This window comes from Delftia sp. HK171 (assembly GCF_001886655.1).
Lineage (GTDB): Bacteria > Pseudomonadota > Gammaproteobacteria > Burkholderiales > Burkholderiaceae_C > Comamonas > Comamonas acidovorans.
In genome coordinates this window covers 1,961,701-1,979,787 of sequence record NZ_CP018101.1, presented here as the reverse complement: position 1 = coordinate 1,979,787, position 18,087 = coordinate 1,961,701, and the positions used below count along the sequence as shown (strand labels likewise).

Here is an 18,087-nt window from a genome sequence, read left to right as displayed (position 1 = left end):
CGGAATGGCGGGCGCGGTGTCAGCCGCGCCGGGGCCGCTGGCCCGCGCCGTCCAGCATACCCAGCAGGGCCGCGCCCAGTTGCCGCCAGGCATCGGTGGCGCCGGCCCAGTCGCTGGCCAGGCAGGCCTGCTCCAGCGTCTGCGCCAGGCCGCTGGCCTGCTCGTGCCCCAGCAGGCGCAGCACGCTTTTGAGGTTGTGCGCCAGCCGGCGCAGCGCCGCGGCGTCGCGCGCGGCCAGCAGGTTTTCGCCCAGCGCCACATCGTCGGGCAACTGCGCAAGACAGCTGGCGCGGTAGCTGTGGAACAGGGCGGCATCGCCGCCGAAGTAGCTGGAGACGGCGGCCGGGCCGCCATCCGCCGGCATATCCGCAGGCATATCCGCCTGCATATCCACCGGCACATCTGCACCGGCAGCTTGCACGCTGGCTGGCGCGGGCGAGCCGACCGGTTGCGCCGCCAGCACCGATTCCACGCAGTCCACCAGTTGCGCCACCGACACGGGCTTGCGCAGCACGCCCCAGACCTGCAGTTGCTCCAGCCGCAGCGCCACGTCGGCCCGCACGCCGGCGCTGAAGACCACGGCGCTGCAGCCGGCCTGCGGGGAGCTGCGCAGCCATTCGATGAGCTCGACCCCGGAGGCGCCGGGCAGCATCAGGTCGGTGATCAGCAGGGCAAAGGGCTGGCTCTGCAGCAGGCTCTGCGCCTGCTCCGCACTTGCGCAGGACACCAGGGTGAGGGGCATGCCCTCCAGCGCCAGCGTGACGAATCGCGCAATCGAGGCATCGTCCTCCACCAGCAGGACCGCAGGATGGGCCGGATTCACGCTGCCTGCCTGCCCAGCAGCTCGCCCAGCGCCTCGGGCAGCTCCTGCACGAGCTGGGGTTTGTGGATCACGCGCGCGCCGCCCAGTGCAAAGGCGTAGGCCTCGCGCTCTGCCGCATCCAGCGAGGTGACCACCAGCAGCTTGCAGCGCGCGAACTGCTCATGCGTGCGCAAGGTGGTGATGAGGGCCGCGCCGTCGATGTCGGGCAGCAGGATGTCCACCAGCAGCACGTCGGGCTGGATCTGCCCGTACAGCGCCATGCCGGTGATCCCGTCGTGCGCCACGTGCAGCTGCACGTCGGGAAAGTGGCGCTGCACCAGCAGGCGCACCAGGTTCTGGAAGTGCACGGAGTCCTCGATCAGCAGCACGCGCGGGCCCGTGCCGGCCTGCGCGGGAGCGGGCGCCGGGGCCGCCGCTGGTGCCCCGGACGTGGCGGCCGCATCGCCCTGCCTGCCGCGCCAGCGCTCCACGGAGGCGCGCGTGATGCGCCGGTGCCCCCCGGGGGTCTTCCAGGCCTCCAGATCGCCGCGATCGACCATGAGCTGAACCGACCGCACCGCCATGCCCAGCAGCTTGGCCACCTCAGCGGTCGTGTAGTGCGGAATTTGGCCTGGTGGGGTGCTGTTCTCGGACATGGCAGCAATTTTGCATCAAATACGATTAAAAAAAACAATACAAATTTGATGAATTTGATATTTATGATTCAATCCAACGCAGAACCCTTCAACTGCGTTGCGAAAGGCCCGCCATGAAGAAGATACTGATCGCCGAAGACCAAGCCGACATCCGCAAGCTGTTGCGCATGACGCTGGAGTCCAGCGCATACGAAGTCATGGAGGCGCCGACCGGTGACGAAGCCTGGGCCCTGGCCCAGCGCAGCCAGCCCGATGTCGTGCTGCTGGACATGATGATGCCGGGGACGCTGGACGGCCTGGAGGTGTGCTGCCGCATCAAGACCTCCTACGACCTGCGGCACACGCGGGTGATCCTGCTGACGGCCCGGGGCAGTGCGCAGGACCGCGAGGCGGGCTTCAATGCCGGTGCCGACGAATACCTGCTCAAGCCCTTCAGCCCGAACCGGCTGCTGGAGACCCTGGCCAGTCTTTACAGGAGCGACTGATGACGATGCACACGCAGGCCGCCGCGGGCCGATGGCAGATACCGTCCGGGAACGCCGCGCGCCTGTCCGCGCTGGTGCGGGCCGTTGTGTTGCCCGTTGTACAGGCGCTGCTGCTGGCACTGGTGCCGGTCTGGGTGGCGGTGCTGGCCATGGGGCCTGGCGCAGCACGGGCCGGCGAGGTGCTGGACCGCGTGGCCAGCAGCCACACGCTGAAGGTCTGCATCTGGCCCGACTACTACGGCATCACCTACCGTGACGCACGCACGGGCAGGCTCACGGGCATCGACGCGGAGCTCTCGGCAGAGCTGGCCAAGGACCTGGGCGCGCGGCTGCAGCATGTGGACTCGTCCTTCTCGCGGCTGGTGCCCGACCTGCTGGAGTCGCGCTGCGACGTGGCCATGTTCGCCGTCGGCATCCTGCCGCAGCGCCAGCAGCAGCTGCGCTTCACCCAGCCCTACCTGAGCAGCGATATCTACGGCATCACCACCAAGAGCAACCCCGCCGTGCGCAGCTGGGCCGACATCGACCAGCCCGGCGTGCAGGTGGCCGTGCAGCGCGGCACCTTCATGGAGCCGGTCATGCGCGAGTCGCTCAGGCATGCGCACCTGGTGCTGGTGGAGCCGCCGCAAACCCGCGAAAAGGAACTCATGGCCGGGCGCGTGGACGTGTTCATGACCGACTACCCGTACAGCCGCAAGCTGCTGGACAGCTCGGACTGGGTGCAGCTGATCGCGCCGCCCCAGCCCTTCCATGTGCTGCCCTACGGCTATGCGGCCAGCCCTGCCGACGCCCAGTGGCTGGCGCGCCTGAACCAGTTCGTCTCGGACATCAAGCGCGACGGCCGCCTGGCCAGGGCCGCGCGCCACAACGGCCTGACCGCCATCGTCGCGCCCTGAAACTTCCGATGGAGCACCTTCATCATGTCTGAACGAGCTGCCGCGCATCATTTTCTCGGAGCCCGGCGCAGTGCCCACATCAAGGCGCTGGTGCTGACCTTTGCACTGTGCGTGCTCGCCGGACTGGTGCTCTTCGTCTGGAGCCAGCTGCATGCCGATGCGGACCAGAGCAAGTCCCAGGCCTCGCTGCTGGCCCGCGTGCTGGAGGACCAGACGGCCAAGACCTTCGAGAACACCGAAATGGCCCTGGCCAGCCTGGCGCACAACCCGGCCATCGTGGCCGCAGGCAGTGGGCGCGGCACGCGCGAGGCCGCCATGGCCCTGCTGATCGCCCAGTTGCCCTACCTGCGCAGCATGGCGCTGATCGACGACAAGGGCCTCATCCTGGCCAGCACCCAGGCCGGGGAGGCCGGCCAGCAGATCAACACGCAGGATCTGCTGCACGACAAGGCGGCCGTCCTCGTCCCCGGCAAGCCCCAGCTGGGCCGGCTGGTGCCCGGCCGCAGCCTGTCGTCGCTGGCGCCACGGGCGCATCCGACGCCGCGCGGCGTGTCCTTTCTGCCGCAGTTGCTGACCTTCCACCAGGACAACGGCATGCCCGCCGTGCTGGTGGCCCTGATCAATCCCGACGCCGTGGCCAACTTCTACCAGTCCACGCTGGAGACACTCAGCTACGAGGCCGTGCTGCTGACCTATGACGGCCGACCCCTGGCCAGCACCAATGAGGGCACGGGCGTGCAGGCGGCCGCCGCGCTGCAGACGCCGCTGTTCCAGGAATGGCTGCCGCACAGCGAATTCGGCTCCTACATCGGCGCGGGCATGCTGGGCCGCCACCAGATCGTGTCGTTCCGCACGGTGCGCAACTGGCCGCTGCTGCTGGTGGTGGAGGAGCCCTACGCGGCCATGGTGGCGCGCTGGCGGGACAACGCCTTTGCCTTCTTCGTGGCCGGCGTGGCCCTGCTGGCCCTGGTGCTGGGACTGAGCTGGTCGGTGCTCAAGACCCGCAGGGTCCAGAAGTCGGCACTGCAGGCCATGGAGCAGGCCCAGGCGCGCCTGGCGCGCAGCGAGCATGAGATGGCCGTGCTCATGCGCAGCGTGCAGGAGCTGATCTTTCGCACCGACAGCCAGGGACTGCTGACCTTCGTGAACGCGCGCTGGGAGCAGCTGACCGGCCAGCCCAGCGCCGAGGCCGTGGGCCAGCCGCTGGAGAACATCGTGGACGGCTCGTACCTGGCGCAGATCCAGGCCCTGCTCGATCCACTGGCCCGGCTGGCACCGCGCAACTGCCAGGCCATGTTCCGCCTGCCGGGCAACCGGGAGATGCTCTGCGACATCGCCGTGGTTCCCCTGCTGCGCGACGGCCGGCTGGTGGGCTTTGCCGGCAGCGCCGTGGACGTGACCGCCCGCTGGAAGGCCCAGCAGGAACTGCAGACCCAGCTGGCCTTCCAGCATCTGCTGTTCGAGACCACGCCCCTGCCCATGCTGGTCACCGACGCGGACCAGCGCGTGGCCCTGGTCAACAAGGCCTGGGAGGACTTCTTCGGCCGGGGCCGCTACGCCGTGCTCGGCCACGAGATCAAGGGCCTGCACGCACGCGACGATGCCCTGCTGCAGATGCGCAGCAACCAGGTCGTGATGCGCTCGGGCCAGCGCATGATGGTGGAGGCCCGGCTGCCCCATGTGGACGGCAGCTACCGCGATGTGCAGATCTCCAAGGCAGCCGTCAAGAATGCCCAGGGCCAGATCACCGGCGTGCTCAGCATCTTTGTGGACGTGAGCGAATTCCGCGCAGCCGAGCATGCCACCCGCGAAGCCCGCGACGCGGCCGAAGAGGCCTTCCGCGTGAAATCGGAATTCGTGGCCAACATGAGCCACGAGCTGCGCACCCCGCTGCAGTCCATCATGGGCTTTGCCGAGCTGGGCGGCCTGCGCTCGCGCGGCAATCCCGCCATGGCCGACATGTTCAACGACATCCACGAGGCGGGCATACGCATGCTGGCCCTGGTCAACGACCTGCTGGACGTGGCCAAGCTGGAAAGCGCCGTGGGCACCATCCACGTGGAGCGCACCGACCTCAGGAGCCTGATACGGCCCGTGGTGCGCGAGCTGGAGCCGCAGCAGCAGCAAAAGCTGATCGACCTGCGGCTGGAGCTCGACGACACGCCGCTGATCGCCAAGGCCGACCCCGTGCGCTTCCAGCAGGTGGTGCGCAATGTGCTGGCCAATGCCATCAAGTTCTCGCCCATTGGCGGGCGCATCGATGTGCAGGGCCGCATCGATGAACAGGGCGATATCTGCATCGCCGTCTCCGACCAGGGGCCGGGCATTCCTCCGCAGGAACTGGACAAGATCTTCCAGCCCTTCGTGCAGTCCAGCAAAACCCGCAACGGCTCGGGCGGCACCGGCCTGGGCCTGGCCATCTGCCGCAAGATCATCGACGCCATGGACGGCACCATCGCCGCCAGCAACCGCCCCGAAGGCGGATCGCTGTTTCGCATCACCCTGCCCTGCCGCACCGGCGCATCGGAGACGCGGCCGGCGGAGTTGCTGTAGCGGAGCCAGACAGGGCAAAGCGCGCGTGGGCATTCGGCAACAAATGAGAAAAAGTCTCATTTAGAATGCCGCAACCTTGCTCCCTGAACCTGCCGGTCGGCACGCCCGGCCTCCATTCCCGTTCGTATGACACGCCATCCGACTCCCGCAGCCTGGCTGGGCCTGGACCTGCGCTGGGCCTACGGCAGCCTGCTGCCCGCCATCTGGCGCAGCACGCGCTGCATCCACCGTGCGCAGGATGTGCTGCATGACGCCTTCGTGCGCTACGCCCTCAGCGGCAGGCATGAAGGCATCGCCCAGCCGCACGCCTATCTGCGCGTGGTGGCGCGTACCGTGCTCGCGGACCAGATGGCGCATGAACGCCGCTTCGTGCCCCTGCCCGACCTGGCAGGCGAGCCGGACTCCACGGCCCCCGGCAAGCGCGCGGACGCCATCGCCGTGCAGGAAGCATTCACCGCGCCTTCCGCCGAGGTGCTGGCCGATCTGCAGCAGCGCCTGGCCGCTGCGCAGCGGGTCATCGAAGGGCTTCCCCCGCGCTGCCGCGAGGTGTTCTGGCTGTGCAAGGTGGAAGGCCATTCCCAGCCCAGGATTGCCGCCACGCTGGGCATCAGCCTGAACATGGTGGAGCGCCACCTGATGCGCGCCCTGCTGGACCTGCGCGCCGCGCGCGAGCTGCTCGCGCCATGACCACGCCGCGCGAAGAGGCCGCGCGCTGGTTCATACGCATGCACCGGGATGCGGGAGCGCAGCCCGGCGCCGCCGACGCCGACGCCTGGCGCACCTGGATGGACGCCGACCCGCGCCACGCCGCCGAATACGCCGCCTTCGAGGCGCTGTGGCAGGACTTCGACTCCACGCCCCGCACCGAGGCCCTGGCCACGGCCGTGAACACCGCCGCACGCCAGCGCCGCAACACGCGGCGCGCAGCCATCACCCGCGGCGTGCTGGGCGTTGCCGGCCTGGGCACGGCGGGCCTGCTGGCATGGCGCGGCTGGCTTGAATGGCAGGACACCACCGTGTTCGCCCTGGCCCGCGACAGTGCGATTGGCGAACGCATCGTGCTGAACCTGCCCGACGCCAGCGTGCTGACCCTGGGACCGGCCAGCCGCATCGCCACGCGCTACACGCGCCGCCGGCGCGCCGTGGTGCTGGAGCAGGGCGAGGCCCTGTTCGACGTGGCCAGGGATGCAGACCGCCACTTCACCATCGACGCAGGCCAGGCGCGCATCACCGTGCTGGGCACGCGCTTCACCGTCAACCGCCTGCCGGGCCTGGTGCGGGTGAGCGTGGAGCATGGCACGGTGCGTTTGGCGGTGAAAGGTGCTGAAGGAGAACCGTCCCTGCTGCTGCAGGCTGGCGAAGTGGGGGAACTGCCGGACGAAAGCGCCGGTGCTGTCCCCGGTGCCGATGGCGCCCACGCCAGCCCCCGCCCCCGCCGCGTGCAGCGCGATGCGCGCGACAGCTTCTCGTCCATCGAACGCGGCCTCATCGTCTTCGACAGCGCCGGGCTGGGCGAGATCGCGGCCACGCTGTCGCGCTGGCGCCGCCAGCCCGTGCGTGCGGCCGTAGCCGACGGCACGGGCGGGCCGCGCATCACGGCCGCCGTGCAGCGCGCCGATGTGGAGAGCTTCCTGGACGCGCTGCCGCGCATCGCCGCCGTGCGCGTGCAGGAGCGCGACGGCGCCACCTGGCTGGCCCCGCGCAGCACGGCGCCGGAAAAAATCCGGAAAAACTGAAAAAAAACGGCCAACACACATCAGGGATCCGGCGGGCTGCCCCGTCATACAGGCGAGCACAACCGATTTCCAGGAGAACGTTCCCGCCATGCCTGCCCGCCCTCTTTCCTCCCGCCCGGCACGCGCCTGCCTGTCCCTGCTCGCCTGCGCGGCGGCACTGGCCTGCACGCCAGCCCTGGCCGCCCCTGCCGACATCGACCTGCCGGCCCAGCCGCTGTCCGACGCCATCAAGGCCCTGGCGCGCGCCACCGGCACCAGCATCGCGGCCGACAGCGCCCTGCTGGCAGGCAAGACCGCGCCCGCCGTCCAGGGCCGCCTGGAGCCGGCCGAGGCACTGCAGCGCCTGCTGGCCGGCAGCGGCCTGCAAGCCTCTGCCCAGCCCCAGGGCGGCTGGCTGCTGCGCCCCGCCCCGGCGCGCCCGCAGACCGCGCTGGACGAAGTACGGGTGACGGCCACGGCCCTGCGCGACGGCCGCACGGAAGGCACGGGCAGCTACCGGGCGCCCTATGCCAGCGCGGCCACCAAGATCGAGCTGACGGCGCGGGAGACGCCGCAGTCCGTGTCCGTGATCTCGCGCGCGCAGCTCGATGACCAGAACTTCGTGGAGCTCACCGAAGCCGCCAAGGTGGTGCCCGGCATCGTCGTGCGCCGGCAAAGCAGCACAGGCGGGCGCAGCGACATCCTCTCGCGCGGCTACCAGTCGTCCACCTACCAGTTGGACGGTCTCACCGTCAGCGGCAACCCGGCCACCCAGGAAACGCTGGACCTGGCCCTGTTCGACCGGGTCGAGGCCCTGCGCGGGCCGGCCGGGCTGTTCTCGGGCGCGGGCGAGCCCAGCGTCATGCTCAACCTGGTGCGCAAGCGCGCCCTGCCGGACTACCAGGGCCAGGGCGCCATCGGCCTGGGCTCGCGGGGCCGCAAGCGGGCCGAGGTGGATGTCACCGGCCCGCTGTCCGAAGATGGCCGCCTGCGTGGCCGGGTGGTGGCGCTGCACGAGAACTTCGGCAGCCCCGTGATGGCCATGGACGGCCACAAGCAGGCGCTGTATGGCACGGTGGAGCTGGACATCACTTCCCAGAGCACGGTCTCGGTGGGCGCCACCTGGCAGCGCGGCCGGGGCAACTACGACACCGGCCTGCCCGCCCACGCCGACGGCAGGCTGGCCCCCATTCCGCGCGACGTGGCCATTGCCGCCGATTGGGGCCGCGCCGCGCCCGAGTCGCTGGCCGGCTTCATCGAGTCCGAGACGCGGCTCGACGGCGGCGGCCTGTTCAAGGTGGCCGCGCGCCGTGTGCTGCGCCAGCAGCGCGACAAGTACATCAACGGCTACTCGGCCGTCTCGGATACCGGCATCAGCCGCTTCACCCAGGCCCAGACCGTGGACCGCGACTATGCCGACACCACGGCCGACATCTACTACAGCACGCCCTGGCAATGGGCCGGGCAGACGCACCATTTCATCGCGGGCGCGGACTACCGCAGCTCCAACATGCACCTGCGCATGCTGCGCGGCGCCATGAACACGCCGGCCGACCTGTTCCACTACGACCCCTCCTCCATCCCCGAGCCCAGCTTCAAGCCCTTTGCCGACGACATCACGCGCACCAGCCTGCGCGGCGTCTACGGCCAGTTGCGCATCAAGCCCACGCAGGCCCTCACCCTGGTGGCGGGCGCGCGCAAGAGCTGGTGGAAGACAGAAACCTCGGATCGGCTGCAGAACACGCGCTCGGGCTACGAGGTCGATGGCCAGTTCACGCCCTTCGGCGCCGTGCTCTTCGATCTGAACGACAGCTGGACGCTCTACGCCAGCCAGTCGCGCATCTTCCAGCCGCAAAGCGGGCGCCTGGCTGGCGGCGGCCAGATCGCCCCGCGCGAGGGCCGGCAGGTGGAGGCCGGCATCAAGGGCAGCCTGCTGGACGGACGCCTGAATGCCACCGCCGCCATCTACCGCATGCAGGACACCAACCGCGCGCTGGCCGACCCCGCCGACGCCGCCTTCGTCATCCCCGCAGGCAAGGTGCGCTCCGAAGGCTTCGAGGCCGAAGTGGTCGGCTCGCTGTCGCCGCGCTGGGACGTGGCGGCCAGCTACGCCTACATGCGCTCCAAATACCTGCAGGGCACCGTCACGCAGACGGGCACCGACTTCAGCACCATGTCACCGCGCCACAGCGTGAACCTGTGGGCGCGCTACCGCGTGGCCGGCCCCGTGGCCCAGGGGCTGGAGCTGGGCGCGGGCGTGCGCGCCGTCAGCGAGTTCTACGACACCCTGGGCACCGTGCGCTGGCGCGCGGGTGGCTACGGCGTCTGGTCCGTCTATGCCGCCTACCCGCTCACCCCCAAGGTCAAGCTGGCCGTGAACATCGACAACCTCTTCGACCGCGTCTACTGGGAGCGCGTGAGCACGGCCACGCGCAGCAACTACTACGGCCTGCCGCGCAGCATCATGGTCACGCTGCGCAGCAGTTTCTGAAGGTGCCCAGCCGCGCGCCGAGCCACCCTGTCAGCCCGCCATGCAGCCCAAGCCTCGCGGCAAGGAGGTGGCAACATGGGCGGCGCGCGGCGCCAGAGCCTCCTGCCCACCTGGGGCTGGCCATCGCCCGGGGCATTTCCATGGTGGCAGACATCTGGTACAGAAGGCTAGGGCGCGGACACCGAGCTCGCCGAGTGCCTGCCTCTGGCACCATAGGCTGGTCCGGACATCGGGCCGCAACCTGAGGCAGGCAGGCCATGCACGATGCGACGGGTGGTATTCATCGGCACATCGCTGCGTGCGGCATTGCCGGTAGCCACCTGGTATCCGGTGATGGCCGTGTGCAGTTCACCGCCGGGCTGGCACGATGGCAAGCCCACGCTGTCACAAAAGCCGGCCACGGTTTCGGGAATAGGCTCTCCGCGCAAGAAGGGCAGATTGGGCCTGGCGGCGAAACGATTGAGCGCCTGCGTGATATCTATCCAGCGATACAGCAACTTGACTTGCTCGATGCGCTCATACGCCTCCTTGTCCAAGGGTGCCAGGCCATCGATGAAATGCTGGGCCAACAGCGTGCCGGAAGCAGCGATGCGGCCCGTGAACTTTTCATCTGCCGGCGTTTCCCCGGGAACGACACTGACACCGCGCAGCCATGCGGCGGCTCCGGGCTCAAGCGCCTCGAATGCTGCATCGACCTGCTCTCTCAGGCCATGGGCATCGGCAAGCCGCGCTGCTCGCGCCAACGGCCAGTTCCAATAGCGCCCTGAACTCACGTCGACCAGGCTGCCGGCCGCCTTTGTCAGCGCCAACTGGACCTCTCGTATGGCCCGCCCTCTACGGCCCTGCGGTGAATTGCGCAAGGTATCCCACGATGCAAGCTCCTTTTCGCTGAACGCGTGCTTTGCCAGAACCGGGAGCATTTCGCGCACGGCTACCGAATAGGGCTCCGGCGGCAGATCGGAATATGCTTCGCCTGTCATCCAGCGCAGGACTTCCGTGCTTGCCGCAACCATTGCTGGCGCAGCTTGCTGGGGAAACTTCCGATCCAGTGCAGTGCAGCGATCCAGCAGCAGTACACGGCGCGCATTGTCGTGAGCCATCAACCAGAGATCTACACCGTACGCCATGTTTTCCCGCATGGCAGCCGAGCCATCCAGGCCATGGGGAACCTGAACGGACAGTGCCTGGGCCTGCGCTGGACTCGCTGCCACCAGGCAAGAAAGCAGCGGCACAATGGCCGCTGCATACAGGGATGCACACGCGGTGTGCAAGCTGCGCATGCCGAATGTGGAGCGCTTTGTATTTTGCATTCCTGCATTCTCGGCCAATTGCACGTGCCCTCCGTCCACATCATCGCTTGGCTTCCTGCGTTGCGGCCTCTTCTTCACGATCCGGTGCGTGGCATACCGATGCCGCTTCACTTGATCATCTGGCAAGCCACTGCCGAATTGAAGCGGATGCTCTTTCCTGAATTGCCGATGTGCAATTCATCGGCCGAGCCCACCATCAAGGTGGTCTTCTTGCTGGTCTCCTTGAAATAGGAAGCCTCTTCCGTGCTCGCGAATTCATTGATCTTGCTCACGCCCAGTTTTTTGGCCATCTGCTTGCCGGATTGCCTTTTCAGATAGACCGAGATCTTTTTCTCGCCATCGGAATCCGTCACATCGGCCGCCAGCACTTCATCGCCGAATCATCGCGCCAGACTGCGCACTGCATCACCGCAATTCATCCGCTCCTGCATTGGCTGCAGGGTCAGGCGGGTTTGCCGCTGTCTGCTGCCTCCCCGGGCGCAAGCGCTCCAGTGCAGCCTGCCACATCCCACCGGCCCGGCAGCATCTAGAGTGACGGCACACCGTCGGCACGACGGATTGCCGCACGCACTCAATTCATCGATTTCATCGAACAATTCCTGGAAAATAATTCACTGGAACAGTGCAATACATGCCACTACGCTTGTGGCATGCAAGACCGTTTCCTGATCGAGCGCATCGAGGCGCGGATCCTCGACATTCCCACCATCCGTCCGCACAAGCTGTCGTTCGGCTCCATCAGCCGGCAAAGCCCGGTGATCGTGCAGCTGTGGCTGCGCAATGGCGCCACGGGCTTTGGCGAGGCCGCCACCATCGGCGGCCCGTCGTGGAACGAGGAATCGCCCGAGAGCATCCACCACGCCATCACCAACCACCTGGCGCCCAGCCTGATCGGCCAGGACGGCGCGCGCTTCGAGGCCTGCCTCTCGCGCATGGACCTGGCCTGCAAGGGCAATGCCTTTGCCAAGAGCGCCGTGGAAATCGCGCTGATGGACGCCGTGGCCCGCAGCCTGCAGTTGCCGCTGTGGCAATTGCTGGGCGGCAAGCAGCGCGACAGCCTGCCCCTGGCCTGGACGCTGGCCAGCGGCGACATCGAGCGCGACCTGGCCGAGGCCCATCTGCGCCTGGAACAAAAGCGCCACCGCATCTTCAAGATGAAGATCGGCGCGCGCACGCCCGAGGCCGACGTGGCCCATGTGAGCGAGATCGCGCGCGGCCTGCAGGGACGCGCCACGCTGACCGTGGACGTCAACCAGGCCTGGGACGGCGCCACGGCGCGGCGCTTTCTGCCGCAATTGATCGATGCCGGCGTGACCCTGATCGAGCAGCCCGTGGCCGGCTGGAACGTGCCCGCGCTGCGCGAGCTGACGGCCACGCTGCAGGGCGCGCTGGTCATGGCCGACGAGAGCGTGTGCACGCCCTACGACGCCATGCGCCTGGCGCGCGAGCAGGCCAGCCATGTGTTCTCGCTCAAGGTGGCCAAGCACGGCGGCCTGCTGCGCACGCGCAAGGTGGCGGCCATTGCCCAGGCGGCCGACATCGGCTGGTACGGCGGCACCATGCTGGAGACCTCGATCGGCTCGGCCGCCTCGGCCCATGTCTTTGCCACGCTGGGCGGGCAGCACTACAACTGCGAGCTGTTCGGCCCCCAGCTGCTGGTGGACGACATCGTCACCGAGCGCATGGCCATCCGCGACTTCGAGCTGCAACTGCCCGACGGGCCCGGCCTGGGCTTGGAGATCGACCTGCAGCAGCTGGACCGCTTCGACCGCGCGCTGGCCGGCAGCCAGCCGCAGCACTTCGACATGGGGCAGGCCCGGACCGGGGCTGCGACCTGAATTCCTTTCATTCCTCCTGGAGACAAACATGCTTTATCTGGTCCGCATGGACGTGAAGATTCCCCACGACCTGCCCGCCGACGTGGCAGCCGAGATCAAGGCCCGCGAGAAGGCCTATTCCCAGCAGCTGCAGCACGACGGCCGCTGGCCCCACATCTGGCGCGTGGTGGGCGAGTACGCCAACTACAGCGTGTTCGACGTGGCCTCCAACGACGAGCTGCACGAGCTGCTGCAGGGCCTGCCGCTGTTCCCCTACATGGACATCCAGGTCACGCCGCTGGCAAGGCATCCCTCGGCCATCGCCTGAGCACAGCCCAAACCAAGACCAAATTTTTCGGAGACAACTGAAGTGAATGTGAAACGCCGTTTTCTGACCGCCGCAGCCGCAGGCCTGTGCCTGTCCGCCGTGATGCCCGCCGCCCATGCGCAGGCCCCCGAGGCCAACTGGCCCAGCAAGCCCATCCGCTGGATCGTGCCCTTCCCGCCGGGCGGCGCCATGGACGCCATCGCGCGCACCCTGGGCGAGAAGGCCGGCCGCACGCTGGGCCAGCCCTTCGTGATCGAGAACCGTCCCGGCGCCGGCGGCAACATCGGCGCCGACTTCGTGGCCAAGCAGCCCGGCGACGGCTACACGCTGATGATCACCTCCATCGGCATGGCCACCAACAAGCCGCTGTACCGCAAGCTCAGCTACGACCCGATCAAGGACTTCGCCCCCGTGGGCGTGCTGGCCGTGGTGCCCAACATCCTGGTCACCAACTCCACCCAGCCCAACGTCAAGAGCGTGGCCGACGTGGTGGCCGCCGCCAAGGCCTCGCCCGGCAAGCTGACCTATGCCTCGGCCGGCAACGGCACCTCCATCCACCTGGCAGGCGAAGTGTTCAACTCGCTGGCCGGCGTGGACATCCTGCACATCCCCTACAAGGGATCGGGCCCGGCCGTCTCCGACCTGCTGGGCGGACAGGTCAACTACATGTTCGACTCCATCACATCGGCGCGCCCGCACATCCAGTCGGGCAAGCTGCGCGCCCTGGCCGTGACCACGGCCAAGCGCTCGTCCAGCATGCCCGACGTGCCCACCATGGAAGAGGCCGGCATCAAGGGCTACGAGGTCTCGCCCTGGTTCGCCGTCTTCATGCCCGCCAGCACGCCGCCGGCCATCGTCAAGAAGCTCAACCAGGTCTTTGTGGCCGAGATGAAGCAGCCCGACGTGCTCGAACGCTTCAAGGCCATCGGCGCCGAGGTCGTGGGCTCCACCCCCGAGGAAGCGGCCAAGCACCTGCAGGCCGAGTCCGTGCGCTGGACCAAGGTGATCACGGAGCGCAACATCAGCATGGATTGAGCGCTTCTCTTTTCCAGGACATCCCATAAAACCACGAGGAGACAAACATGTCCGAACTGTCCCAGGACCAGCTGCTGAATCTGGTCAACAGCAAGCAGATCGCCCCTGGCAGCGACCGCGTGCGGGCGCTGACCCAGCGCATCGTCAGCGATCTGTTCCACACCATCGACGAGATGGATGTCACGCCCGACGAGTTCTGGGCCGCCGTGGACTGGCTGGGCCGCCTTGGGAGCAGCGGCCAGCTGGGCCTGATCACGGCAGGCCTGGGCTTCGACCGGCTGCTGGACATCCGCAGCGACGAGGCCGATGCGCGTGCCGGCCGTGCGGGCGGCACGCCGCGCGCCATCGAAGGCCCGCTGTTCGTGGCCGGTGCACCGCTGTCGCAAGCGGAGGCGCGCCTGGACGAGGGCGAGCCCCAAGGCGAGGTCTTCGTGATGGAAGGACGGGTGCTGGATCTTGACGGCCAGCCTCTGCCGCATGCGCTCATCGATGTCTGGCATGCCAATGTCCAGGGCGGCTACTCACACTTCTTCCCGGGCATGAAGCCCTACGAGCTGCGCCGCCGCATAGAAACCGACGACCAGGGCCGCTACCGCTTTCGCAGCTATGTGCCGCCCGGCTACTCCATACCGCCGAACAGCCCCACCTCGGAACTGTTCGACGCGCTGGGACGCCACGGCCATCGTCCCGCCCACATCCACTTTCTCGTGGTTGCACCCGGCATGCGCACGCTGACCACCCAGGTCAACCTGCCCGGCGATACCTACCTGGACGACGACTTCGCCTTCGCCACGCGCGACGGCCTGATCGTCGAGCTGGAGCGCGGCGTGGCGCCGGCCGGCTATGAGTCGCTGGGCGTGAACGCGCCTTTCGTCCGCACGCGCTTCGACTTCGTGCTGCAGCCCGCAGTCAGCGAAGGCGAGTCCTTGCCGCTGACACGCATGGAGCGTGTGCGCGCCTGAGGCTGCGCCACCTTCCGGTGCCTTCCGGCCTGCCATTTTTTCGATTCTTCCGTTCCACAGCAGGCCGCCCCTTGGAGTGCGGCCTGCTTCACCGTACCCGCTTCCCACACCATGACCAGCCTGCATCGCATCGCCGCAACCCTGCTGACCGCCACCGTGGCCCTCGTGCCCGCCCTGGGACACGCCCAGGCTCCGGCAGCCTTTCCTTCCAAGCCGGTGAACATCGTCGTGCCCTACGCGGCCGGCGGCCCCGTGGACAACCTGGCACGCGCGCTGGCCACGCGCCTGAACAAGGTCTGGTCGCAACCCGTGGTCATCCTCAACCGCACAGGCGCCAACGAGATCATCGGGGCCGAGTACGTGGCCAAGAGCGCACCCGACGGCTACACGCTGTTCGCCGCGACCGAAGCGTCGCTGACCATGAACCCGCACCTGTACAGGAAGCTGCCCTACAACCCGCAAAAGGACTTCGCCCCCATCTCCCGCCTGATCAGCGTGCCCATGGTCTTCTTCGTGCCCCAGAGCTCCAAGGCCGGCACGCTGCAGGAGTTCATCGCTCAGGCACGCCAGGCAGGCAAGACCAAACCGCTGACCTATGGCTCATCGGGCGCGGGCGGCATCGTGCACCTGCCGCTGGCCATGTTCGCCAAGCAGGAAGGGCTGGAGATGGTGCACGTGCCCTACAAGGGCGCCGCACCGCTGATCCCCGAAGTCATCGCCGGCCAGATCGACGCAGCGGTGCTGGGCGTGTCGGTGATCGAGCAGCACATCAAGTCGGGCAAGCTCAAGGCCCTGGCCGTGTCCTCGGAGACACGCAGCATCGCCCTGCCGGATGTGCCCACCTTCAAGGAAGCCGGCGTGCGCGACATCCAGGCTGTCTTCAACATCGGCCTGCTGGCACCGGCTGGAACGCCGGCGCCCCTGGTGGAGAAGATCGCCGCCGATGTGCGCCGCGTGCTGCTGGAGCCCGAATTCCGCAAGACCCAGGTGGACGCGTTCTCTTACGTGGCCGTGGCCTCCAGCCCCGCCGAATACCGCGACTTCCTGGCGCGCGACTACCAGGTGCAGGGCGAACGCGTGCGCACCTCGGGCGCCTCGCTGGATTGAACCGGACGGAGTCCGTTCAGCTCTGGACTGCGGTGCGCTTGGCAACCACGTGCACCGCAGCCGCAGGCCTGCGCCCCCAGTTCATCAGCGCCGTGCCGGCCACGGCCATGCCGCCGCCCAGCACGATGCTGGCATCGATGCTCTCGCCCAGCCACAGCGCCGACAGCGCCACGCCGATCACGGGCACCAGGGTGATGTAGCCAGAGGCCGCACCCGCGCCCAGCGCCTTGACGCCATCGAAATACCAGGCATAGGCCAGGGCCGTGGCGCCGAAGGCCAGGAAGGCCAGCGCACCCCAGGCGGTTGCGTTGCCAAGCACGGCGGCCTGCAGGCCGGCCGGCCCCTCGACCACCAGGCTGGCCACCAGCAGCATGGCCGCGCCCATGGTCGAGGTCACGGCCGTGGCCGACAGCGCATCGACACCCGTGAGCAGCCAGCGGCCGATCAGGGTGTAGGTCACCCAGCACACCACGCAGCCCAGGATCAGCAGCTCGCCGGCGCCCACCGATCCCTGCAGCAGCGCCAGCGGCTGGCCATGCGAGATCACCACCACGGCGCCGCAGGCCGCCAGCGCCATGCCCAGGGCAATGGTGCGGTTGAGCCGCTCGCCGAACAGCCAGACCGCCAGCGCCAGCGTGAGCACGGGGTTGAGCGTGATCACCAGGGCCGCCTTGCCGGCCGGCACATGCTGCAGCCCCATGAGGAAAAAGGCCGCATAGCCGAACACGCCCGTGGCGCCGGCGGCCGCCATGCCCAGCCAGCGTTTGGCACTCCATTGCCTGAGACCGGCCATGCCACCGGCCCAGTACAGCCAGGGCAGCAGCACGGCGGCGGCCAGCAGGAAGCGCAGGCTGGCGGCGGCCAGCGGCGGCATGTTCTGTGCCACCACGCGGCCCGCAGGCCAGGAAGCGCCCCACAGCAGGGCCATGCCGACAAGCCGCAGGTGGGGACCGAAGAAGCGTTGAAAATTCATGGCGCGTACTATGTGCTCATATTGATTCATAGACAAATGAGCGAATGCTCATGACCTGGACACCGTGATCCCATGACCTTCACCCAGCTCGAAGTGTTCGCGGCGCTGGCCCGCGCCGGCAGTTTCTCGCGCGCGGCCGCGCTGCTGGGCATTACCCAGAGCGCCGTCAGCCATGCCCTGCGCGCGCTGGAAGGCGAGCTGCAGGTGCAGTTGGTGCGGCGCGAAGGCCCCCACTCCCCACTGACCGACGCAGGCACGCGGCTGCTGCAGCGCGCCAACGACATCCTCCAGCAAAAGGAGGCCTTGCGGCAGGAGGCCGATGCCGAACGCGGCATGGCGCGCGGCACGCTGCGCGTGGCCTCGTTCGGCGCCACCTCTTCGCTGCGTCTGCTGCCACCGCTGATCACCGAATACCGCCGCCGCCAGCCCGCCGTGCTGGTGCAGATCGACGAGCAAAACGACGACACCGTGGTCAAGTGGCTGCTGGAGCGGCGCGTGGAGATCGGCTTCGTCGTGCTGCCCGATGAGCGCTTCGAGACCGTGCCCCTGGTGGAAGACGAACTGGTGGCGCTGCTGCCCGCATCGCACCGGCTGGCGGCCCAGCGCAGCATCCGCGCAGCCGATCTGCAGGGCGAGGCCTTTGTACGCACCTCGGCCGGGTCGGGCGCGCACATCGACCGCTTCCTGGCCGAGGCAGGCGCCCAGCCTGCGGCCATCTACCACTTCGAGCAGATGTCCTCCATGCAGGGCTTCGTGGCCCAGGGTCACGCCATTGCGATTGCCGCACGCCTGGCCGTGCCCGAGCAGGCGCCTGAAGGCATGGTCTACCGCAGCCTCGCGCCCCGCCAGCGCCGCGTCACCGGCCTGGCCGTACGCAGCATGGAACGGCTGTCGCCGGCCGCTGCCGGCTTTGTGGAGCTGGCGCGGGAGATGGCGAAGAAGAAGCAGTTTGGCTAA

17 protein-coding genes are annotated in these 18,087 nt (G+C 68.2%); 12 read left to right on the top strand and 5 right to left on the bottom strand.

All coding sequences use genetic code 11. From position 1 onward, the window contains the following. Positions 1-19 precede the first annotated feature (19 nt). Together BO996_RS08970 and BO996_RS08965 are read right to left on the bottom strand one after the other, a co-directional pair. A complete protein-coding gene (locus tag BO996_RS08970) occupies positions 20-823 on the bottom strand; it encodes a response regulator (protein WP_071954532.1) in 804 nt (267 codons plus the stop codon). Continuing rightward, positions 820-1,458: a response regulator gene (locus tag BO996_RS08965; protein WP_013803877.1), complete on the bottom strand. Its 639-nt coding sequence runs from the start codon at positions 1,456-1,458 to the stop codon at positions 820-822. Before BO996_RS08965 ends, BO996_RS08970 begins: the two co-directional genes overlap by 4 nt. Positions 1,459-1,571: 113 nt before the next feature. On the opposite strand from BO996_RS08965, the gene BO996_RS08960 reads away from it, so the two are divergent. The 6 genes from BO996_RS08960 to BO996_RS08935 all read left to right on the top strand — a co-directional run bounded on the left by BO996_RS08960 (position 1,572) and on the right by BO996_RS08935 (position 9,598). Next, positions 1,572-1,943, top strand: coding sequence for a response regulator transcription factor (locus BO996_RS08960; RefSeq protein ID WP_012203798.1), 372 nt, complete (start codon positions 1,572-1,574; stop codon positions 1,941-1,943). Next, positions 1,943-2,839, top strand: coding sequence for an ABC transporter substrate-binding protein (locus tag BO996_RS08955; RefSeq protein WP_083571128.1), 897 nt, complete (start codon positions 1,943-1,945; stop codon positions 2,837-2,839). Before BO996_RS08960 ends, BO996_RS08955 begins: the two co-directional genes overlap by 1 nt. Before the next feature lie 24 nt (positions 2,840-2,863). Further along, positions 2,864-5,392 carry a sensor histidine kinase gene (locus BO996_RS08950; RefSeq protein ID WP_071954531.1) on the top strand — a complete coding sequence of 843 codons (2,529 nt, stop codon included), beginning with the start codon at positions 2,864-2,866 and terminating at the stop codon, positions 5,390-5,392. A 126-nt stretch (positions 5,393-5,518) separates the two neighbouring features. Next, positions 5,519-6,079: an RNA polymerase sigma factor gene (locus BO996_RS08945; protein ID WP_071954530.1), complete on the top strand. Its 561-nt coding sequence runs from the start codon at positions 5,519-5,521 to the stop codon at positions 6,077-6,079. After that, the gene (locus BO996_RS08940; RefSeq protein WP_071954529.1) at positions 6,076-7,128 is read left to right on the top strand and encodes a FecR family protein; all 1,053 of its coding nucleotides are present in this window, start codon (positions 6,076-6,078) and stop codon (positions 7,126-7,128) included. The genes BO996_RS08945 and BO996_RS08940 overlap by 4 nt, the downstream gene beginning before the upstream one ends. Positions 7,129-7,216: 88 nt before the next feature. Then, positions 7,217-9,598, top strand: coding sequence for a TonB-dependent siderophore receptor (locus tag BO996_RS08935; protein ID WP_071954528.1), 2,382 nt, complete (start codon positions 7,217-7,219; stop codon positions 9,596-9,598). Positions 9,599-9,765: 167 nt separating this feature from the next. Here BO996_RS08935 and BO996_RS28925 read toward each other — a convergent pair whose 3' ends face one another. Next, complete coding sequence (locus tag BO996_RS28925) at positions 9,766-10,932, bottom strand: hypothetical protein (protein WP_143290086.1); 1,167 nt, start codon at positions 10,930-10,932, stop codon at positions 9,766-9,768. Positions 10,933-11,015: 83 nt separating this feature from the next. Further along, on the bottom strand, positions 11,016-11,276 hold the full coding sequence (locus BO996_RS08925) for a hypothetical protein (RefSeq protein WP_049801454.1): 261 nt from the start codon (positions 11,274-11,276) through the stop codon (positions 11,016-11,018). Positions 11,277-11,558: 282 nt separating this feature from the next. Here BO996_RS08925 and BO996_RS08920 point away from each other — a divergent pair, with 282 nt between their 5' ends. The 5 genes from BO996_RS08920 (at position 11,559) to BO996_RS08900 (ending at position 16,157) form a co-directional block, all read left to right on the top strand. Beyond that, complete coding sequence (locus BO996_RS08920) at positions 11,559-12,746, top strand: muconate cycloisomerase family protein (protein ID WP_071954527.1); 1,188 nt, start codon at positions 11,559-11,561, stop codon at positions 12,744-12,746. A 28-nt stretch (positions 12,747-12,774) separates the two neighbouring features. Further along, entirely contained in the window at positions 12,775-13,053 is a 279-nt protein-coding gene (gene catC / locus BO996_RS08915; RefSeq protein WP_012203794.1) for a muconolactone Delta-isomerase, read from the top strand. Positions 13,054-13,095: 42 nt separating this feature from the next. Continuing rightward, entirely contained in the window at positions 13,096-14,088 is a 993-nt protein-coding gene (locus BO996_RS08910; RefSeq protein WP_012203793.1) for a Bug family tripartite tricarboxylate transporter substrate binding protein, read from the top strand. A 47-nt stretch (positions 14,089-14,135) separates the two neighbouring features. After that, positions 14,136-15,050 carry a dioxygenase family protein gene (locus tag BO996_RS08905; RefSeq protein ID WP_071954526.1) on the top strand — a complete coding sequence of 305 codons (915 nt, stop codon included), beginning with the start codon at positions 14,136-14,138 and terminating at the stop codon, positions 15,048-15,050. Between the two features lie 111 nt (positions 15,051-15,161). Next, positions 15,162-16,157 carry a Bug family tripartite tricarboxylate transporter substrate binding protein gene (locus BO996_RS08900; protein ID WP_071954525.1) on the top strand — a complete coding sequence of 332 codons (996 nt, stop codon included), beginning with the start codon at positions 15,162-15,164 and terminating at the stop codon, positions 16,155-16,157. Positions 16,158-16,173: 16 nt separating this feature from the next. On the opposite strand, the gene BO996_RS08895 is transcribed toward BO996_RS08900, so the two are convergent. Further along, positions 16,174-17,130: a DMT family transporter gene (locus BO996_RS08895; protein WP_071954524.1), complete on the bottom strand. Its 957-nt coding sequence runs from the start codon at positions 17,128-17,130 to the stop codon at positions 16,174-16,176. A 72-nt stretch (positions 17,131-17,202) separates the two neighbouring features. On the opposite strand from BO996_RS08895, the gene BO996_RS08890 reads away from it, so the two are divergent. Continuing rightward, positions 17,203-18,087: a LysR family transcriptional regulator gene (locus BO996_RS08890; RefSeq protein ID WP_071954523.1), complete on the top strand. Its 885-nt coding sequence runs from the start codon at positions 17,203-17,205 to the stop codon at positions 18,085-18,087.